Consider the following 16718-nt stretch of genomic DNA (forward strand, 5'->3'; position numbering starts at 1 on the left):
GAGGCAACGGCGCCGCCAATCCAGCGCGCTCTCTTTGCTGGTCGGCGACAGGAGACGCAGAATCCGCGCAGGGCATCCGGCCTCGCAGGGGCCCATAGATTCCTCCAGTCGGGTAGGGTTGGTGCTGCTCAAAGAGTCAGCCCTGACCCCCCCGCCGAACCGTACGTGCAGCTTTCACTGCATACGGCTCTCCGCTGCGATAATACCATTCATGTTCCGGGTATCAGACAAGCGTCCACGGTGTAGATCGACATGACACAGGTCGCACAGGACTCTCGTCTTGCGTAACCGCGCAGCCTTCATCTCCGCAGCGAAACCACGATGTGCAATATCGGCCAACCCTTCGACGTGATGAACCTGACACGGACGGTCCGTCCGCCCGCACGCCGAGCATTGCTTGGCGTTCTGGCGATCAACCCAATCCGTCCGTGAATGGGAATAGATTTGAGTCCGCGGTGGGATATCCACCTTGGCCTTATCTACCCACCCACGGTCCAAGTACATCAGCTTCCAGACCTTAACCGACCGAGGCTGGCCGTCGACCACATAGTCGACGCGATATTCCTGCCCCGACCTCATACGGGCGGCAACAGCACGTACGCTACTCTTGTGCTTGCTCGCCATGGTCTTGAACATACTCCAGCGTTGGATGAACTCCAGCCTATTGAGCTTTTGCTTTACGTCCCTCGCTAAGGCGTAGTAATTCGCAAACCCCCGCAGTTCGGCATTATACGCAAGGACGATCTCGACATCGCTACAGCTAAGAAGGATGTTTCGATGCTTGGCCTTCAATACAGCCATGTCACCATACCCCTTCCTTGCGGCAAACCCGAAAACCTTCTCCCAAGGAACGCTGAGTTGCATCACCTCTGACGGAGGCCGACGGCTGAAGTGCTGCGAGCCGCGCTGGCTCCGCACTGTCCATTGACGTCCCGTATAGGTTCGCACCTCGTAACCGAGGAAGGCAGCTCCATCGCTCGCCTTTCGAATACCGCTTTTCTCCTCGGATACGCTCAGTGCCAACTCGGTGGTCAGGAACGACCCAACCTCCGCGAAGATACGTCGCGCCTCGTCTTTGCTACCGATCACACCGATAAGGAAATCATCAGCATACCGGCAGTAGCGAAGTCGGCGATATCCGGCGTCCATGGCGTCTCGCGACGGCAAGGTACGCATCTGTTTCGACAAAGCTTTGATCTCGGAGATTAAGACCTCGATCGCTGCCAAGTCAGCGTTATCGCTGGCCTGTAGACGCTTGAGCCGCGCTCGCCTTTTAGCGATGCGCGCTGCCACTCTCCCGTACTCAGGGTTCGTGGCACGGACCTTTCCCCTCTCGAAGGCGGCTATCCGGCCTGCGATGAACTCATCGAGCTCATGCAGGTAGATGTTTGCCAAGATTGGAGACACGATCCCGCCCTGTGGAGTGCCGCTGTAGGTCGGATTATGCGTCCGCCCCTCCATGACGTGCTGCGCGGCGATGAAGGTGAGACAGCAGCGTCAATCAAGATGAGACTCCGTTTGGGGCTGTCGGCGTAGGGCGTAGCCCGGAGCCGACAGCCCCAAACGGAAGCCCTTTCGAAGGGCTTTGGTGGTCGTGACCGGCCTACATCTGGGCTTTTCCTTGGGGGAAGAGCGCAGGTGAGCGGTCGACACGTCAACGATCATCAAACGAGGCTCTTTATGAAACATCGTCAAAGCGACCCGGTGCCCGTGGCAGCGGCCAAGGCCGGTATCAGCCGGGCGACCGCCTATCGACTGCTCAAGGGCGGCAAACTCCCGTCCCAGAAGGCGGAGCCGCGAGGTCGGCGCCGACCAGACCCGCTGGCAGAGATCTTCGACACCGAGATTGTCCCACTTCTCCAGGCGGCTCCCGGCCTGCGGGCCGTTGCCATATTTGAGGAGATGCTTCGCCGGCATTCGGATCTGTCGCCCGGTATCCGGAGGACCCTGGAGCGGCGCATCCGGACATGGCGTGCGCGGCATGGTCAGGACCAGGAAGTCATTTTCCGTCAGACCCACGAGCCCGGCCACATGGGCCTGTCGGACTTCACCGATATGGGCGACCTCGATGTGCCCGTCACGGTCGCCGGCGAGCCGCTCAAGCATCTCCTCTATCACTTCCGGTTGGTCTGGTCGGGTTTCGAGCACGCCCATGTCATCCTCGGCGGCGAGAGCTATGTCGCCTTGGCCGAGGGACTGCAGAACGCCCTGTGGGCGGTAGGCGGCGCGCCACGCCTACACCGCAGTGACAGCCTGTCGGCCGCATTCCGCAATCTCGACGCTGACGCCAGAGTTGACCTGACGCGGCGATATGATGCGCTTTGCGAGCATTATGCGATGGAGCCGACGCGCAACAATCGCGGTGTCGCCCATGAGAACGGCGCTATCGAAAGCCCCCACGGCCATCTCAAATATGCCGTAAACGACGCACTGTTGATGCGCGGATCCGGCGACTTCGACGATTTGACCGCCTATCGCGCCTTCATCGACGAGATCGTCGCGCGCAAGAACCGACGCAACGCGGCTCGTATCGATGCCGAGCGCGCAACGCTGCAGCCGCTCCCGCAGCTTCGCACCGGCGACTATGAGGAGAGCATTGTCCCCGTCACCTCGACCAGCAGCTTCACGCTGAAGAAGGTCTTCTACACGGTCCCGTCGCGCCTCATCGGCCACAGGCTGAGGGTCCGCCTGTATGACGACCGCCTCGATATCTTCCTCGGCGCGACGCGTCTCATGACGCTCCGTCGCGGACGAACGCCCAGCGACGGCAAGCACGGACACGTCGTCGACTACCGGCACGTCATTCACAGCCTGCGGCGCAAACCTATGGCGCTGATGAACCTCGTCTACCGCGACCAGATCTTTCCGCGCGAAGCGTATCGCCGGACATTCGACCGTCTTATCGAACAACTGCCCGAGCGCGTCGCCTGCAAGATCATGGTCGAGTTGCTCTCGCTCGCGCATGAGCGGGGTTGCGAAGCAGAGCTGGCAGATGTTCTGGCAGCGGATCTGGACGCCAGGCGCCTGCCAGACCTCACGCAGCTACGAGCACGCTTCTCACCAGACCCGGCCAGCTTGCCGGTCGTCTCGGTGCAATTGCCCTCGCTTGCCGTCTACGACACTCTGCTGACGGGAGCGGCCGCATGAACCCCGCTGTCGACACCCAGCGCCTCGCATTCATCCTCAACGAACTGCGTCTGCCTGCCATCAAGCAGGCCTGGCTCCAGTTCGCTGAACGCGCCGACAAGGAGGCGTGGCCGGCCACCCGCTTCCTCGCCGCGCTCGCCGAGCATGAGATCGCCGAACGCGACCGGCGACGCATCGAGCGGCACCTGGCAGAAGCACGCCTGCCACCAGGCAAGACCCTCGACACCTTCGACTTCACCAACGTGCCGATGATCTCGAAGGCTCACATCATGGCGCTCTGCGCCGGCGACAGCTGGCTCGAGAAGGGGGCCAACCTCATCATGATTGGCGGACCGGGCGGCGGGAAGAGCCATCTCGCCGCTGCAATCGGCATGGCACTCATCGAGGCGGGCTGGCGCGTCCTGTTCACCCGTACCTCGGATCTCGTCCAGAAACTGCAGATCGCGCGCCGTGAGCTCGCCCTCGAAAGTGCGATCGCCAAGCTCGACAAATATCACCTGCTCGTGCTCGACGATCTCGCCTACGTCACCAAGGACCAGGCCGAAACCTCCGTCCTCTTCGAACTGATTAGCGCCCGCTACGAACGCCGATCAACCCTCATTACCGCCAACCAGCCATTCGGCGACTGGTCGCGCGTATTCCCTGACCCCGCCATGACGCTCGCCGCTGTCGATCGCCTCGTTCATCATTCCACCATCTTCGAGATGAACGTCGAGAGCTACCGACGCCGCGCAGCCCTCCAGCGACAATCAAGCTGAGACACCGTCTGTCGCGGAGCGGCGATCAAGACCAAAGTTGGCCTTGCATTGCCTGTCGCGCCGCGACAATCTCGCTCCCGTCACGGCCGCAGAGTCTCATCCTGATCGCCGCTACTGTCTCATCCAGATCGCCGCTCAATAATGACGCCCGCCTTCAGCATGTCACCGATCAGGCCAACGAACTTTTCATCGTCGATCCGTTTCCGCAACAGCTTGAGCAGGACGTCATGGTCAATGTTCTCGAAGAACCCAGCGACATCCACGTCAACAAGCCATTTCACGCCCGTCCAGACGGCTTTAACGTGTTCAAGCGCCGTGTGACACGATCTCCTCGGCCGGAACCCATGCGAGGCGTTCGAGAACACCGGCTCATAGATCCTTTCGAGGAGTTGGCGCGCCACTTCCTGGACGAGGCGGTCGTCGCGCGTGGGTATCCCCAGCGGACGCCGCTTACCCTTGCCTTTCGGGATGAATACCCGACGCACTGGTTTCGGTTTGTAGGCTCCAGCCACCACACTGGCGATCAATGGGTCGAGGTCTTCAGGACCGAAGTCCGCGAAGGTCTCGCCATCGACACCCGGCGTCATCGCCCCCCGATTGGAGACGATCTTCTTGAGTCCCTGCTCCCATAGAAGCCGAGACCCCATCAGGCGGTGGAGCCCATTCACCCGTTTGCCCGACGTTGCCAGCGTCGGAATGGCCTCCAACCGGGCCATCACAGTTTCAGGTAGCATCAGCACACCCCATGATTTCGGTTGAAGTATCGCAACTGCCGCCCTTCCCCCGGCGGTCTCCGCTTTCGGCCCGGTCGCCCGTTCCTTATGCGGATGCACCGTCTCCCCGACTGGGAAGCTGTCCCAAGCGTTACCCCGGGCGTTTGAGTACTATGGCGGCTCCGTACCCATGCAGGTCGGCCGAAGCCGCCTGTTTAGGGCATCCCGTAGTTACACTGATCGGAGATACGACGCGGTTAGGTGTCCCGTTCATCCACTAAACCCCTCGACGAGAGGCGCGCCGGACGGGCTGAGGAGCAAAGAGCCAAGACATGAGACTCTTGCCATCGTCCGGGACTGGCGTGTCAGTCGCTTTCGCCAGCTTCCGCTATATAAAACGCTGCAGACTGGGATTTAAGCAGTGTAGCTTTCACCTTACGCGTCTTGCCCTGACCGGCATCGCTCCTTTACGACTGGAACGCCTTCGGCCTTACTCCAAGCATGCTGTTGTCCCCCGTCCGTTTCCGGATTTCAGGTCTTTCGAACCCAAGGTTAGCTTGGCGGGCAGAGGTTTCCTCAACTTACCTCATCATTACTGATACTCCTTTCAGCGCCACAACGGCGCACTGTCCTTGTACGCAAAGACGTATCCGTCCCTGGCCTTGGGGTTCCAGCGGACCAGACACACCAGTGCGATGACGTAGAGCGGCTCGTCGTCTGAGATGATCTCAGCTGCTGCGTACCAGACGCGGTTTCCGACGAACGCGCTGTCGATAACGCGCATGCCGCGCATGCCGCCACCATCCAGCGCACGGCTGTAGGTGAACTGGTCGTCGAGATAGGCCTTGGGGTTCGGGTGGCCGGCCATGCCGGCGTTGGTCATCGAGAGCCAACCCATGTCGTGTTCTCCGGTTCATGCGGCGAGCCGCGTTTCTGCTGCAGCCTCGGTCGAGAAGGCGCGAAGGTAGGAGAAGGCCTGTTCGGCCTTGGTGGCGGCGAGGAAGATCGCGGTCTTGTCGGCGCGCAACACCCCCAACCAGTTGGCGAGGTAGGAGGCGTGGCTGTCGTGCAGCTCGGTCGGGAGGCCAAGATCGCCGCAGATCATGGCCGAGCCAAGCTCAGCGACCAATTCTTCGACGCAATATGCGTTGTCGCCGAAGCGTTTCCCGAAGGTGCGATCGAGCCGGGAGGCATGGCCCGCCCAATGGACGGTCTCGTGCGCCCGAACCGATGCGTATGCGTCGCCTGACTTGAAGCTGCCGGTGTGCGGCATCTGGATATAGTCGAAGGTTGGGTGGAAGAAGGCGCGGTCACCACCGTGACGGACCCTGGCCGGAATACCGCCAAAGAAGGCGTCGATTCGATCCTGCCGTTCTGAGATCAGCAAAGGGGTCGGTGCGACCTCGCGCGGGTAGTAATAGTCCGGCAGGCGTAGGGTAGGCCGGGTGGCGTCTCATAGAGAACGTCCCTCGGCCCCCCTCCGAACCGGACTTGCACCTTTCAGCGCATCCGGCTCTCCACCTACGTCAGAGTTGCAATCGTCGTCTATCGGGCAGCCTGCCGGCATGGAGGTCCACATGGCAGGGCCTGCACAGCACGATGCGCTTGCGCGCCCGTGCGGAGATCATCTTCCGACCCAAAGGCGCAACCTTCATGTCAGCCATCTTACGGACGTGATGCACCTCGCATGCCGTGTTTTGAACGCCGCACAGTTCACACCGATTGGCATTTAGACGTTCGACAAATTCAGTGCGGTTGAGGCCCCACCTCGCAGTGGAGGGAACGATATCAATCGTTCCGTACCGGATTTCTCCGACACTCAACTCGCTCGACTTCCATAATTTGACCGTTCTGGTCGTTCCATTGACCTGGTAGCTGACCTGATATCCGGTTCTACACCGAAGCCTATTGAAAACCTGCATTACCGAACACTTATGCTTGTTGGCGAGCGTCCGCCCAAAACTGGACTGCCAAATGTGGCTCAGTTTGTTAAGCTTCTTCTTCACGTCCCACGCTAGCGCATAGTAGTTAGCAAATCCTCGTAGCTCAGCATTATAGGCCATCACGATCTCAACGTCACTGCAATGAAGAAGCCGAGGACGATGCTGGCCGACAAAGGCCGACCAGTCGCCATACTTCCTCGTAGCGCAAAATTGCGCGACCTTGTCCCATGGTACGCTTAGTTGCATGACGTCGGAGGGCATACGCGGCCTGGAAACGCGGCCATTCCTCACGACTTTCCCGGTTCGACGCTGGGTATGTGTATGAACGTCGTAGCCGAGAAACCTCACCCCATCCGACGCTTTCGCAATCCGACTTTTCTCTTCCGAAGCTTCGAGACAAAGGGTGTCGGTCAAGAACGCCTTGACCGTTGCCATCACCTCACGCGCCTCGTCCTTGGAACCAATGACGCCTATAAGGAAGTCGTCGGCGTAGCGGACGAAACGCAACCTGCGAAAATTCTGGTCGAATGGATCGCGCGCACGAAGCGACGCTCGCCTCTCCCCAATCTGCTCAATCTCGCGAAGTGCTTGATCGACAGCGGGATCGTCAGCCTTGCCTTCGGAGCGTAACCGACGAACTTTCTTCCAACGATATTGCATGTTTCCACTGAGCCGCCAGTATTCAGCCGGGACGGACCGTTGATCACCTTTGTCAAACCGTTGCCTGTATTCCTCCATAAACTCATCGAGCTCATGGAGGTAGACATTGGCCAGCAAAGGCGAAACGATACCGCCCTGAGGCGTTCCACTGAACGTCTCTCGAACCTGCCAGTCTTCGAGGTACCCAGCCTTCAGCATTCCGCGAACGAGACCGATGAATTTTTCATCATCGATCCGCTTTGCGAGTAGCTTGAGCAGCACTTCGTGGTTGATGTTGTCAAAGAACCCGACCACATCAACCTCGACCAGCCACTTCATGCCAGTCCAGACGCCGCGAACGGTGTCCAGAGCGGTGTGACAGGAACGTCCCGGTCGAAACCCATGGCTGTGTTTAGAAAACACGGGCTCATAAATCCGTTCCAAGATGCTCCTGACCACCTCTTGCACCAAGCGGTCATCAACCGTTGGTATACCGAGAGGACGCAACTTGCCGTTGGCCTTGGGAATATAGACCCGGCGCACAGGTGACGGGCGGTGAGTACCGCTGAGGACCTGCGACATCAACCGGTGAAGCTTCTCGGGCGAAAAGCCGTCGAAAGTCTCACCATCGACGCCCGGCGTCAGCGAACCTTTGTTACGGGCAATCCGCTCGTACGCTTGTTCCCAGAGGAGGTCGCACTTCATGAGATTGAACAGCCCGTTGACCCGCTTCCCTGCGATAGACAACTTTGGCAACTGCTCCATCCGCTTCAGGACGGTATGTGACAGCATCAGCTAGTCCCTTCCCTTGTTGATGGAGCGACGTAAGCTGCCGGACTTCCCCCGGCCGGTTGGGCTTTCGGATGAGTCACCTCGATCCTTATACCGCCGGTCGTGCGTGCCCGAAGGCACGCCTGTCCCGGGCGTTACCCCGGGCGTTTGAGTACTACTCCGGCTCCGTAGCCATACAGGACAGGACGAAGCCCGCCTGCTACAGGCTATCCTGTGATGACGTGAGTAAAGAGATCCGACTTGGTTAGGCCCCCATTTCATCCCTTTGTCCCCATATAGGGCTGCGCCGAGTAGGCTGGATGCATCGATCCTCATCGGAAAGATCAACGCCTTTGAGTACTCGGAACCACGCCTCAACCATTGCTGCGTGGCTGGCACGAGATATACCGCTCGGGATTTGGGTTCAGGCAGTTTAGCTTTGACCATACAAGTCTTGCCTTGACCATCCTTCGTTACAATGGTTTCACGAGTTCTGGCCTTTTCCAGCCATGCTATGTTTCCCTGCCCCTTTCGGGGATCAAGCTCTTTCGAGCCAGAGTAAGACTGGTAGGCATAGGACATTTCCAGCTATCCTAATCTCATTTGAGATACTCAGTTACTCACGCTTTCACAGCGCACCAACGATTTCGTCGGCGTTGAAGACGACATAGGAACGCAGAAAGCGGATCATCTGGTCAGCGGTCGCACCGAGCAGATTGGGCATTCCGGCCTTGCGGAAGGTCGAGGCGTAGACGGAGAAAGACGGTCTCGCATAGCGGTTGATCTCGCCGCCCAGTTCGCGGGCCTGACGGGCGGTCATCCAGTAGCGGCTGCGATAGCCATAGGTGTCGGCGGTCGCCCAGAGCCATAGGGCGTTTATTCCGGTGTACGGAACGCCTTCATGGCGCAGTGGCCTGCCGCCCTCGCCGGTAACCGACCAGGAGCGTTGCCACGGTAGGGTCCCGGCTTCGAGCCGTGCGATAATGGCGGCGGTGATGTCGGCCGCAATGTCGCGGGTTGTAGCGGTCATGACGCTGTCCTCGTTAGCGGTGAGGAAAAGGCACTGCCGGCGCCGCGAGGTCGCGGGCCGGCAGTGAGGCTGTTCAGAATTGAACCGTCGTGCCGAAATTCGGCCGCGACGATCTCGTTCACATCGTCATCGTTCTGGTGAGCGAGTTCGATCTGGGCGCTGCCATTCGTCTCGACCCCGTCCGTCCCGACATCGTCCGGGCCGTCACCGACCAAGGCGGCAAGATCGTCCTCGTCGGTGTCGTCGCTGTCCGCCTCGATCAGGTCCGCGAGATCGCCCTGCACGCCGTCGTCTTCGCTCTCACCCCCGACGACAGTGTCGCTGAAACGCATCGCGGTCGGCACCCATTTCAGGGCAGCTTCCTTGACGTCGGTCTCGACGATCGCTTCGCCAGCGAAGAGCTTCTGGCAGGATGCCGAGATCTCGGTCTTCTTCTCGCTGGCGTGGCGGCTCGACAGCGCGGGGCCTCCGACCTCGTGAAGCAGCGAGATCAACGACCCCTTGGAAACCCGGTCGAAGAAGTTCTCCGACGTCGGGCGCCACCAGCTGGCGACATCGACGTCGAGGATGCTGGCCATGCGGCCGTGGAGCGGGTTCTGGCGATTGGAGCCGTAGGATTCCTTGGCCTCCAGCGACGTCGCGACGATATACGCCAGCCATGCGCTCTTCACCTCGTCGCCGAGCGCGCGAAATGCCTCGAACCGGGTGACCTTGTTGTCGGATTCGCCCCATGATTCGTCGAGCCCGTCCCGTACCTCGGCCAGGTAGTCGCGCGCGCGCGATCCGGGCATGTTGGTCGACAGGATCGGATCCTGCGGGGCATGGGCGCTAATCGTCGTGCCGTCATTCGACGAGGTGCCGCGCCGTGCATCCACCATGGCGAACAGCATGTAGTCCAGCGCGAGGCCGGGACTGGCGATCAACGACGCCGCCAGAACATCGCGACGCTGCATCGCGAGTTGGTCGCTCAGGACCTGGCTGAGTGCCTTGCCGCCCGGCGCTGCGTTATCGGGGTCGACCTCCTTGGGACTGCCTGCCGTCACCGGCGTCACCGCGCCTTCCTCGATGCGGAAGGCCGGCTCCGCCCGGACCCGTTCCAAGCCCTCGCCCTCGCCGTCCGAAACCCCGTCGTCCGTCTCGTCGGTCTCCCCGTTATCACCTTCGACCGGTTCCGGCTCGACCACTGTCACGCGGATCGGCGTCTCGCTGTAATAGGTCTCATCCAGGACCATCGTACCGGTCTGCGACAGCGTCAGAAACGCGCCGACCCGCGACACGAGTTCAGCGGGGAGTACCGAGGGGCGACGTTGCAGCGCTTCGAGTTCTTCGCCAAGCGCATCATGCTCTGCGTCGCAAGCGGTGAACGCCTCTTCGGTAAGTTCGTCGTTCTCCATCTCCTGCTGCAGTTCGCCCATGCGCTGCTCGATCTCGTCTACGCGCTGTGCCTCGGCCGGCGACATCGGCTGGACCGGCAGGGCGATGCGGTGGAGGCCGCGGGCCGCATCCCAGGTGCTGTGGCTGGCGACAGGCCGGATCCAGGCAAGACCGCGTTCCTCGCCGATACGCTTGGCTTCCGCTTCCATCATCGCGGCCGCGAGGGTCTGTGCGATCTCGGGGTTGGTCCAGCGCTCGCCGGCGTTGCTGAACAGGTCGCGGTCGACGACGCCGCCTGCGGCCTCGTAGGATTCGACGCCGACCAGGAGCGCGATCGGATCGTTTGCCCGCATCGTGTCGTTGGCGATGACGCGACGGATGGCATCGGCGTTGTAGTGAACCATCGAGCTATAGGTCTGCCAAACGCGCAACTGACGCTCATGACTGCCGGTCGAGGCGTAGGCCTTGGCCATGTCGAGGGTCAGCTCGCCGTTCGCGAGAGCAGAGAAGATCGGCTCGGCAAGATCAGCCAGGCGGAGCCGACCGTCGATGAAACGGCGGGTAACGCCAAAGCGCTTGGCCACAGCGTCGATATCGGTGCTGCCGTTCAGGAAATGCTGGAAGGCGCGGCATTCCTCGGCCGGACTGAGCTTCATGTGATGGAAGCTGACCGCGAGCGAGGTTTCGGTCAGTTCGGCATCGTCACCCTTCAGGACACGCACCGGCACGTCATACTCGTCGGGATTGATGACGCCCCGAGCTACCAGCATGTTGAGCGCACGCCAGCGCCGGCCGCCATCGAACACCTCGAACGTCCCGCGTGGCCGCGAGACCGGCGTAACGAGCAGGTTCTGGAGGACGCCGCGGGCTTCGAGATCGGCTGCGAACGGCTCGATCTGCAGCGATTCATCAGGGGCGGTGCGGACGTTGCTGGCTGAGAGGCGGAGCTTCGAGAGTTTCACGGACTGGATCATGGGAAATTACCCTTCGTTTCTGAGCATCCGACTATTTTCGGACACCTTCTCCCTTCCCCCTTTCCTCTCCTTGCCGTTTTGGGCCCCTCGGTTCATCTCGATGTTATTGTTCGATTAAGTATTGCCTGTGATGCCTCAGCTACTATCTGGCAGCGTTCCTCAAAGCGTTCTCACCTAATAACGGAAAAATTGATGACTGATGATATCAACGTGGTCGAACTTGCAACCGAGCTGACCATTGCATGGCTGGGCAACCCGAACACGCGGACCACAGCAGACGATGTTCCTGCGTTTCTACAGTCGATGCATGCGGCGGTGTCGAAGCTGAGCGGTGAACAGAGCGTAGAGGCTCCGGAAGCGCCTGCGCCAGAGTACACGCCTGCGGTAACTGCGCGAAAGTCGCTTGCCAGCAAGGATCACATCATCAGCATGATTGATGGCAAGCCTTACAAGACGCTGCGTCGTCACCTCGCTACGAATGGAATGACCCCGGCCGAGTACCGCGAACGGTATAATCTCAAGGCGGATTATCCCATGGTTGCGGAAACCTACAGCGAGAGCCGTCGCGCCATGGCTAAGAAGATCGGCCTTGGCCGTAAGCCTGGCCAGACCGTTCAGAAGGCTGAAGAGCCTGCGCCTGCACCTGCATCTGCCAAGCCGCGTCGCAGCGCGAAGCCCGCAGCAACCGCAGACGCCGAATAGTCAGTCGTGAGGATTGGCGCTTGGTCGAAAGCCAGGCGTCAACGCCTGGCTTTATGAGCCGTGCTCATGAGGTAAAAAACAAAAGGCCGCCGCGGGAGGGGCGGCCTTTCCATTGTCAGCCACTACTGGCTTAATCCTTAGAGCTGGACAGCCCCGCCAGCGGGGGTCGCACTCACCAGGTTTGCCACGAGCGGCGTGTAACAATGAGACATTCGACCACCTCCTTCCAGTTGTTGAACAGTGAAACGGATATGGGCGAGCCTATCGAAGGTTCAAGGATTACAGTCAGATATCCATAAACCGATCGTTCCAGGGTGCATCCCGATCCACGATACAGCGTCGAAGCGAGTTATCTTCGGTGATGGCACGCCCGGCCCCGTATGTTCGTCGCTACCCATTAGGAGCCGGTACATTGAACGGACCTAGATATACGATCAGCGTCGGCAGGCCGGCTCGGGTGACGCAAAACACCTGTTTGTCGCACATTCGTGATTGAGACCGGGTTTTCCACACATCCGACCCCTGAACGGCGATAATGAGAGGATTGCGGATGGTCCGCGTTGAAGAGGAAAGCGACGATAGGCGACATTACGCACGGCCTATTTCGAGCCAACAGCTACACGCACAAGCCGACCGCCGAACGTGGCACCTGCAGGGATCGGAGCAATTGGGGCCAGCGCATCCCGAAAAGCGTCCGGCCGCTAATAACCTTAGGCGGTATCCGGGTCCTCTTCAGGCAGAGCAATTGCATCATTTTCCGTCCGTTTCCCGGAATATGGTATGAAGCCACTTTAGCAGGAGCGTCGCTGACAAAATAGCAATCCAAGGAACTAAAGGGTCCGCTTGTTCGGATGAGCCCACCTGAGCGATCCCAATTGCGACGATTAGTGCAACCATCGTAATGGCGGTCAACAATATCTTGCCGGATCTCGCTTCCGCTCGCCAGAGTAAGTCTGAAAGAAGAGCTATGGTTAGGGAAAGCAAAATACTGATAAAGCTGATAATTAGGAATCTCCAAGTTTTTCTTAATAGAGCTAATTGAATATGCCTGCAAAAGCAAAAACTCGCTGCACAATTGAATTTCGTAAAAGTCATCGAACTTTCATCGACCATTCGAACTGCGGATTGATATTACCCCATTGTCGTCGTGTGCGACGGTCTCGTCGTTGGTACTATCAAAGCCTCATGCGGCCAGCACGCAAGCGATCCTGACCTTTCCTGCAACAGCCTGGGCGATATCTTGGAACATACCTAACGATGCTACGGCCGGCAGACAGCCGGTGTCCCGGCGCATCCTCTCCCCAACGACAGCCCTGCTGAGCTTGTCGGCCAACCGTAGCGCCTCAGAGTAGCGGGAGCCGAACGCCTTCAGTAGCTAATTTCATCTGAGACTTGGGGAATGCTCAAATCGCTTGCACGATTGTATCGCGGTGCGATATATTGGCAACAGGTCGCAACGAGGGTGAGCGCCAAACGAAAACCTCTACGGTAACTCTTGGGCGCCGGCCCAGCTTCGACAGGCGCCGCGCACGTATTTCGCGTCGAGGAGACTCCCTGCATGGCGCTTGGCTTACGCCTCATGGCACAACCGGTGTGCCAACCACATGGTCGAATTAGCTGATCGAACCATGAGCTCCAGCAAGGTAGCGCCTTCTTGGGGCACCTTTTTATACAAATGCATCCCTTACTTACGACATAGGACGACAACCTCAGGAGCAAATCATGACTAAATCGCTTTCGCCCGAGACTATAATTGTCATCAAGTCGACTGCGCCCGCGCTTCAGCAGCACGGGGTAGAAATCACAACGCGCATGTACGAACGCTTGTTCGTTGATCCGGAAATCAAGGCGCTATTCGACCTAGCAGCCCAGAAATCGGGCGAGCAGCCAAAGCGGCTGGCTGCCGCCATCCTCGCTTTTGCGCAGAACGCCGACAAGCTGGATGCGTTGAAGCCCGCTATCGAGCGCATCGCTGCTCGCCACATCGCCACCCATATCAAGCCGGAACACTATCCCGCGGTCGCAAACGCGTTGCTCCCGGCGATCAAGGATGTGCTGGGCGATGCGGTAGACGAGAGCGTTCTAGCGGCATGGGGCGAAGCCTACTGGTTCCTCGCCGAAGTCCTGATATCGCGCGAGAAGACGCTGTACGCCGAGGCGGCGTGATGGACATCAACACGCCTTCTCAAAGCCCGAATGAGCTGCCTGAGGGTCTGGTTTTGTACCGACAGACCGACATCTTCACCGAATCCTCTGTTCCTGCCGGGCTACTCAGGGACCATTGCACCAAGGCTGGCGTCTGGGGTCTGATACAGGTCGCAGAGGGTCGTTTGCGCTACCACGTAACAGACCAGAGGCGGACCGGTGCCGTGAGCATCCTTGCGCCGGATTGCGCACCAGGCGTGGTCGAGCCAACCATCCTTCACTGCGTCGAACCGCTGGGACCTGTCCGCTTTCTCGTGCAATTTTACCGAAGAGCGCCTGAGCCGATCCCGTTGTGCAGCCATGAGGAAATAGCACGCCGAGAGAACGAACATCGGGAAGCAATTTTCGCCTCGGCGGATCGGCTTGCCGTTAGCCAGAATTAGACATGCCCGGGGATCCGCTTACTCCCTGTTCAAAGGCAGGCGGTGGCTTGGTTATGGGGCGCTATCAGCGGAAGGCGACATCGCGTCTGATAAGCGTCCCAGCCGTTACGTAAACGTATTCCCATCGAACACATTGCTTTTGTAGGGTTCCGGCGGGCTCATTGCGGCTGCACTTTTCGGAAATGGACGGCTCGACTGACGAGATCTGCCATGTGATCGGCCGCCCTAATCGTAAGAGGATGATGCGTGAAGCCGGGCCGGGGTGAGATGTAATCCGCCATCTCCCGCGCCACCTGAAGCTGCCGATCGGAGCCTTCCGCCAGCACAGCAATCATCAGATTCTCAAGCGCGATGACGCGTATGCGAAGCTGAACAAGTTCGGCGTTGGTCATGTCGGGAACGTCCGCGTGAGTTCCATGGGCGGATGCGAGCGCACCACCTTCGTTGTCCCACCTCGACAGTGCTCGCTGGCGAAGCTCGATCGGGCTTGGGAGTGGATCAGAGTCAGGCATCAGAGTTTCCTTAAGGGCGTGATCTGGTAGCACGAGCATTGATCATCGGTAGCCGACGCCCTTCACGTAATCGGCCAACTGCGCTTCTTCATATTCGGCATCACCCAGCAGTACGCGGAGAATGGCTCGCGCAGTGAGCACACCTATGGGCCGGTTATCTGCGGCCACAACGGGGATATTCTTCAGATGTCGCTCTTTCATCAGCTTCGAAACGTCCTGTAGAAGGTCCGCCTCCCGACACAGCGCAACATCGCGCGTCATAACCGTCGAGACCGGGCACATGCAGGTCGCACCCTGACAAACGCTCATTTGCCGGACGACATCGGTCTTGGTTACGACACCTTGTAGGGCCCCTGCGCTGTCGCATACGATCACGAGATCAGTCCCGGAGGACAAGAGCTTGGCGGCTTCGATCAGCCGCGCATCATCGGTGATCGTCACGAGTTTTTCGCGCGCCACCTCCAACATTCCTTCAACGAACATCGCCTTGCCCTCCTCTTCGCGCTGACATGCGCGCTAAACGTCGTTCTGTCGCCTGTAGAGATAAGGATCTTAGGACGCTTCAAACGGTCGGACGTGAGGCTGCCGTGCCCTCCACGCGTATTCGGAGACTTGTGGCTAGCAACCGCGGTTGAGACGCGACGAACTAGGGTTGACCAAAGATGACGTTGTTGCCATCTAAACAGCATGCACGCTTTCGCGCCATATTCGCGTTTCCACGACCACGCAGGCCAACTCGCCGCACGCCTGTAGCCCGAGCTCGGCGGCATGCCGATCGGGTTCGGGCCTTATTCGATCTGATTTTCACGGACGCGCTCGGCGCGACCGTGTTCTCGAGTATGCGGATAACTGAAAATGCCTGATGTTGATTTCTCGGCGATTGATCGCCGATCGGAGCCTATTGCTTCACAGGACGCCGACAACCTAACTAGACGTGTGTTGGTATCCAGGCCTGAGAGTTTTTTCTCTCTTCGATTCAACATGCAAGTTGAAGAGGAAGAAGCCGAGAATTTACCAGGTCGTCCCTCACGGGGCCCCCAAGGCGGGCTACATCGCTTTATCGACATAAACCTGCTGTTGTTGATCCTGTTTATTGGCGTTCCGATCTTGGTGTACTGCATCCTTTCAACCGTTACCTAGCCTTGGCTAGCGGTCCGAACCGGGATTATTGAACAAAAATCCTGCCGGCACGTAGTCCTTGGAAAGTAGTACGGTTATGAAACATACGATGATTGTCGTGCTGGCCCTCTCGGTCCTCGCTCCAGCCGCGGCTTTTGCTGACGGACCGGGGAGAGGCTGGATCAGCCGCGAGAAAGCGTCTGCTGGCCTCGCCAAGCGGGGCTATAATGTTACCAAGATCGAAGCCGACGATGGGCATTGGGAAGGTGAAGCTGTTCGAAAGGGCATCCGCTACGAGTTCCATGTTAACCCCAAAACCGGCCAGATCACCAAGTTGGAGCGTGATCGCGATTAAGTGAACGACGGTGTTCCACGATTCTGTTTTGGCGCTGCCGGTGATCGCCTGCTCCGTCCTGATCCTGTTACCTTGACAGCACGGCCTCACGGC

At 59.3% G+C, this 16718-nt stretch carries 13 protein-coding genes and 2 pseudogenes; 6 read left to right on the forward strand and 9 right to left on the reverse strand.

What is annotated here, in order from left to right; translation table 11 throughout:
- Positions 1–174: 174 nt before the first annotated feature.
- The gene (locus tag AC1MLZ_RS19110) at positions 175–1395 is read right to left on the reverse strand and encodes a group II intron reverse transcriptase/maturase (protein WP_480961614.1); all 1221 of its coding nucleotides are present in this window, start codon (positions 1393–1395) and stop codon (positions 175–177) included.
- Positions 1396–1638: 243 nt separating this feature from the next.
- Between AC1MLZ_RS19110 and istA the strand changes: the two genes are divergently transcribed.
- Complete coding sequence (istA, locus tag AC1MLZ_RS19115) at positions 1639–3147, forward strand: IS21 family transposase (protein ID WP_151989758.1); 1509 nt, start codon at positions 1639–1641, stop codon at positions 3145–3147.
- Positions 3144–3905 (forward strand): IS21-like element helper ATPase IstB, encoded by a 762-nt coding sequence (gene istB, locus AC1MLZ_RS19120; RefSeq protein ID WP_159513485.1) that lies wholly within the window; start codon positions 3144–3146, stop codon positions 3903–3905. The genes istA and istB overlap by 4 nt, the downstream gene beginning before the upstream one ends.
- 140 nt (positions 3906–4045) lie before the next feature.
- Here the strand turns inward: istB and AC1MLZ_RS19125 are convergent.
- The 6 genes and pseudogenes from AC1MLZ_RS19125 to AC1MLZ_RS19150 all read right to left on the reverse strand — a co-directional run.
- A pseudogene (locus tag AC1MLZ_RS19125) lies at positions 4046–4639 on the reverse strand (reverse transcriptase domain-containing protein); the annotation flags it as partial.
- A 586-nt stretch (positions 4640–5225) separates the two neighbouring features.
- On the reverse strand, positions 5226–5516 hold the full coding sequence (locus AC1MLZ_RS19130) for a hypothetical protein (protein WP_480961615.1): 291 nt from the start codon (positions 5514–5516) through the stop codon (positions 5226–5228).
- 15 nt (positions 5517–5531) lie between these two features.
- A pseudogene (locus AC1MLZ_RS19135) lies at positions 5532–6047 on the reverse strand (zincin-like metallopeptidase domain-containing protein); the annotation flags it as partial.
- A gap of 97 nt (positions 6048–6144) precedes the next feature.
- On the reverse strand, positions 6145–7992 hold the full coding sequence (ltrA, locus tag AC1MLZ_RS19140; RefSeq protein ID WP_480961616.1) for a group II intron reverse transcriptase/maturase: 1848 nt from the start codon (positions 7990–7992) through the stop codon (positions 6145–6147).
- A gap of 607 nt (positions 7993–8599) precedes the next feature.
- On the reverse strand, positions 8600–9001 hold the full coding sequence (locus AC1MLZ_RS19145; RefSeq protein ID WP_480961617.1) for an ArdC-like ssDNA-binding domain-containing protein: 402 nt from the start codon (positions 8999–9001) through the stop codon (positions 8600–8602).
- Positions 8998–11349 carry a ParB/RepB/Spo0J family partition protein gene (locus AC1MLZ_RS19150; protein WP_480961618.1) on the reverse strand — a complete coding sequence of 784 codons (2352 nt, stop codon included), beginning with the start codon at positions 11347–11349 and terminating at the stop codon, positions 8998–9000. Before AC1MLZ_RS19150 ends, AC1MLZ_RS19145 begins: the two co-directional genes overlap by 4 nt.
- A gap of 192 nt (positions 11350–11541) precedes the next feature.
- On the opposite strand from AC1MLZ_RS19150, the gene AC1MLZ_RS19155 reads away from it, so the two are divergent.
- From AC1MLZ_RS19155 to AC1MLZ_RS19165, 3 genes are all read left to right on the forward strand, one after another.
- On the forward strand, positions 11542–12051 hold the full coding sequence (locus AC1MLZ_RS19155) for a Ros/MucR family transcriptional regulator (protein ID WP_480961619.1): 510 nt from the start codon (positions 11542–11544) through the stop codon (positions 12049–12051).
- Between the two features lie 1722 nt (positions 12052–13773).
- On the forward strand, positions 13774–14217 hold the full coding sequence (locus tag AC1MLZ_RS19160; RefSeq protein ID WP_183937882.1) for a globin domain-containing protein: 444 nt from the start codon (positions 13774–13776) through the stop codon (positions 14215–14217).
- A complete protein-coding gene (locus tag AC1MLZ_RS19165; RefSeq protein WP_480961620.1) occupies positions 14217–14639 on the forward strand; it encodes a TehB family protein in 423 nt (140 codons plus the stop codon). Before AC1MLZ_RS19160 ends, AC1MLZ_RS19165 begins: the two co-directional genes overlap by 1 nt.
- 158 nt (positions 14640–14797) lie before the next feature.
- Here AC1MLZ_RS19165 and AC1MLZ_RS19170 read toward each other — a convergent pair whose 3' ends face one another.
- On the reverse strand, positions 14798–15151 hold the full coding sequence (locus AC1MLZ_RS19170) for a hypothetical protein (RefSeq protein WP_183937886.1): 354 nt from the start codon (positions 15149–15151) through the stop codon (positions 14798–14800).
- Positions 15152–15193: 42 nt separating this feature from the next.
- The gene (locus tag AC1MLZ_RS19175) at positions 15194–15634 is read right to left on the reverse strand and encodes a CBS domain-containing protein (RefSeq protein WP_183937888.1); all 441 of its coding nucleotides are present in this window, start codon (positions 15632–15634) and stop codon (positions 15194–15196) included.
- 733 nt (positions 15635–16367) lie between these two features.
- On the opposite strand from AC1MLZ_RS19175, the gene AC1MLZ_RS19180 reads away from it, so the two are divergent.
- Positions 16368–16625, forward strand: coding sequence for a PepSY domain-containing protein (locus AC1MLZ_RS19180; RefSeq protein WP_183937892.1), 258 nt, complete (start codon positions 16368–16370; stop codon positions 16623–16625).
- The last annotated feature ends 93 nt before the right edge of the window (positions 16626–16718 follow it).

The organism is Sphingomonas sp. PEI4, assembly GCF_056679955.1.

What these genes read in the sequence shown, in the direction of transcription:
- istB (WP_159513485.1), top strand. Translation starts at nt 3,144, where the DNA reads ATGAACCCCGCTGTCGACACCCAGCGCCTCGCATTCATCCTCAACGAA.
- AC1MLZ_RS19130 (WP_480961615.1), bottom strand. Translation starts at nt 5,516, where the DNA reads ATGGGTTGGCTCTCGATGACCAACGCCGGCATGGCCGGCCACCCGAAC.
- ltrA (WP_480961616.1), bottom strand. Translation starts at nt 7,992, where the DNA reads ATGCTGTCACATACCGTCCTGAAGCGGATGGAGCAGTTGCCAAAGTTG.
- AC1MLZ_RS19145 (WP_480961617.1), bottom strand. Translation starts at nt 9,001, where the DNA reads ATGACCGCTACAACCCGCGACATTGCGGCCGACATCACCGCCGCCATT.
- AC1MLZ_RS19150 (WP_480961618.1), bottom strand. Translation starts at nt 11,349, where the DNA reads ATGATCCAGTCCGTGAAACTCTCGAAGCTCCGCCTCTCAGCCAGCAAC.
- AC1MLZ_RS19155 (WP_480961619.1), top strand. Translation starts at nt 11,542, where the DNA reads ATGACTGATGATATCAACGTGGTCGAACTTGCAACCGAGCTGACCATT.
- AC1MLZ_RS19160 (WP_183937882.1), top strand. Translation starts at nt 13,774, where the DNA reads ATGACTAAATCGCTTTCGCCCGAGACTATAATTGTCATCAAGTCGACT.
- AC1MLZ_RS19165 (WP_480961620.1), top strand. Translation starts at nt 14,217, where the DNA reads ATGGACATCAACACGCCTTCTCAAAGCCCGAATGAGCTGCCTGAGGGT.
- AC1MLZ_RS19170 (WP_183937886.1), bottom strand. Translation starts at nt 15,151, where the DNA reads ATGCCTGACTCTGATCCACTCCCAAGCCCGATCGAGCTTCGCCAGCGA.
- AC1MLZ_RS19175 (WP_183937888.1), bottom strand. Translation starts at nt 15,634, where the DNA reads ATGTTCGTTGAAGGAATGTTGGAGGTGGCGCGCGAAAAACTCGTGACG.
- AC1MLZ_RS19180 (WP_183937892.1), top strand. Translation starts at nt 16,368, where the DNA reads ATGAAACATACGATGATTGTCGTGCTGGCCCTCTCGGTCCTCGCTCCA.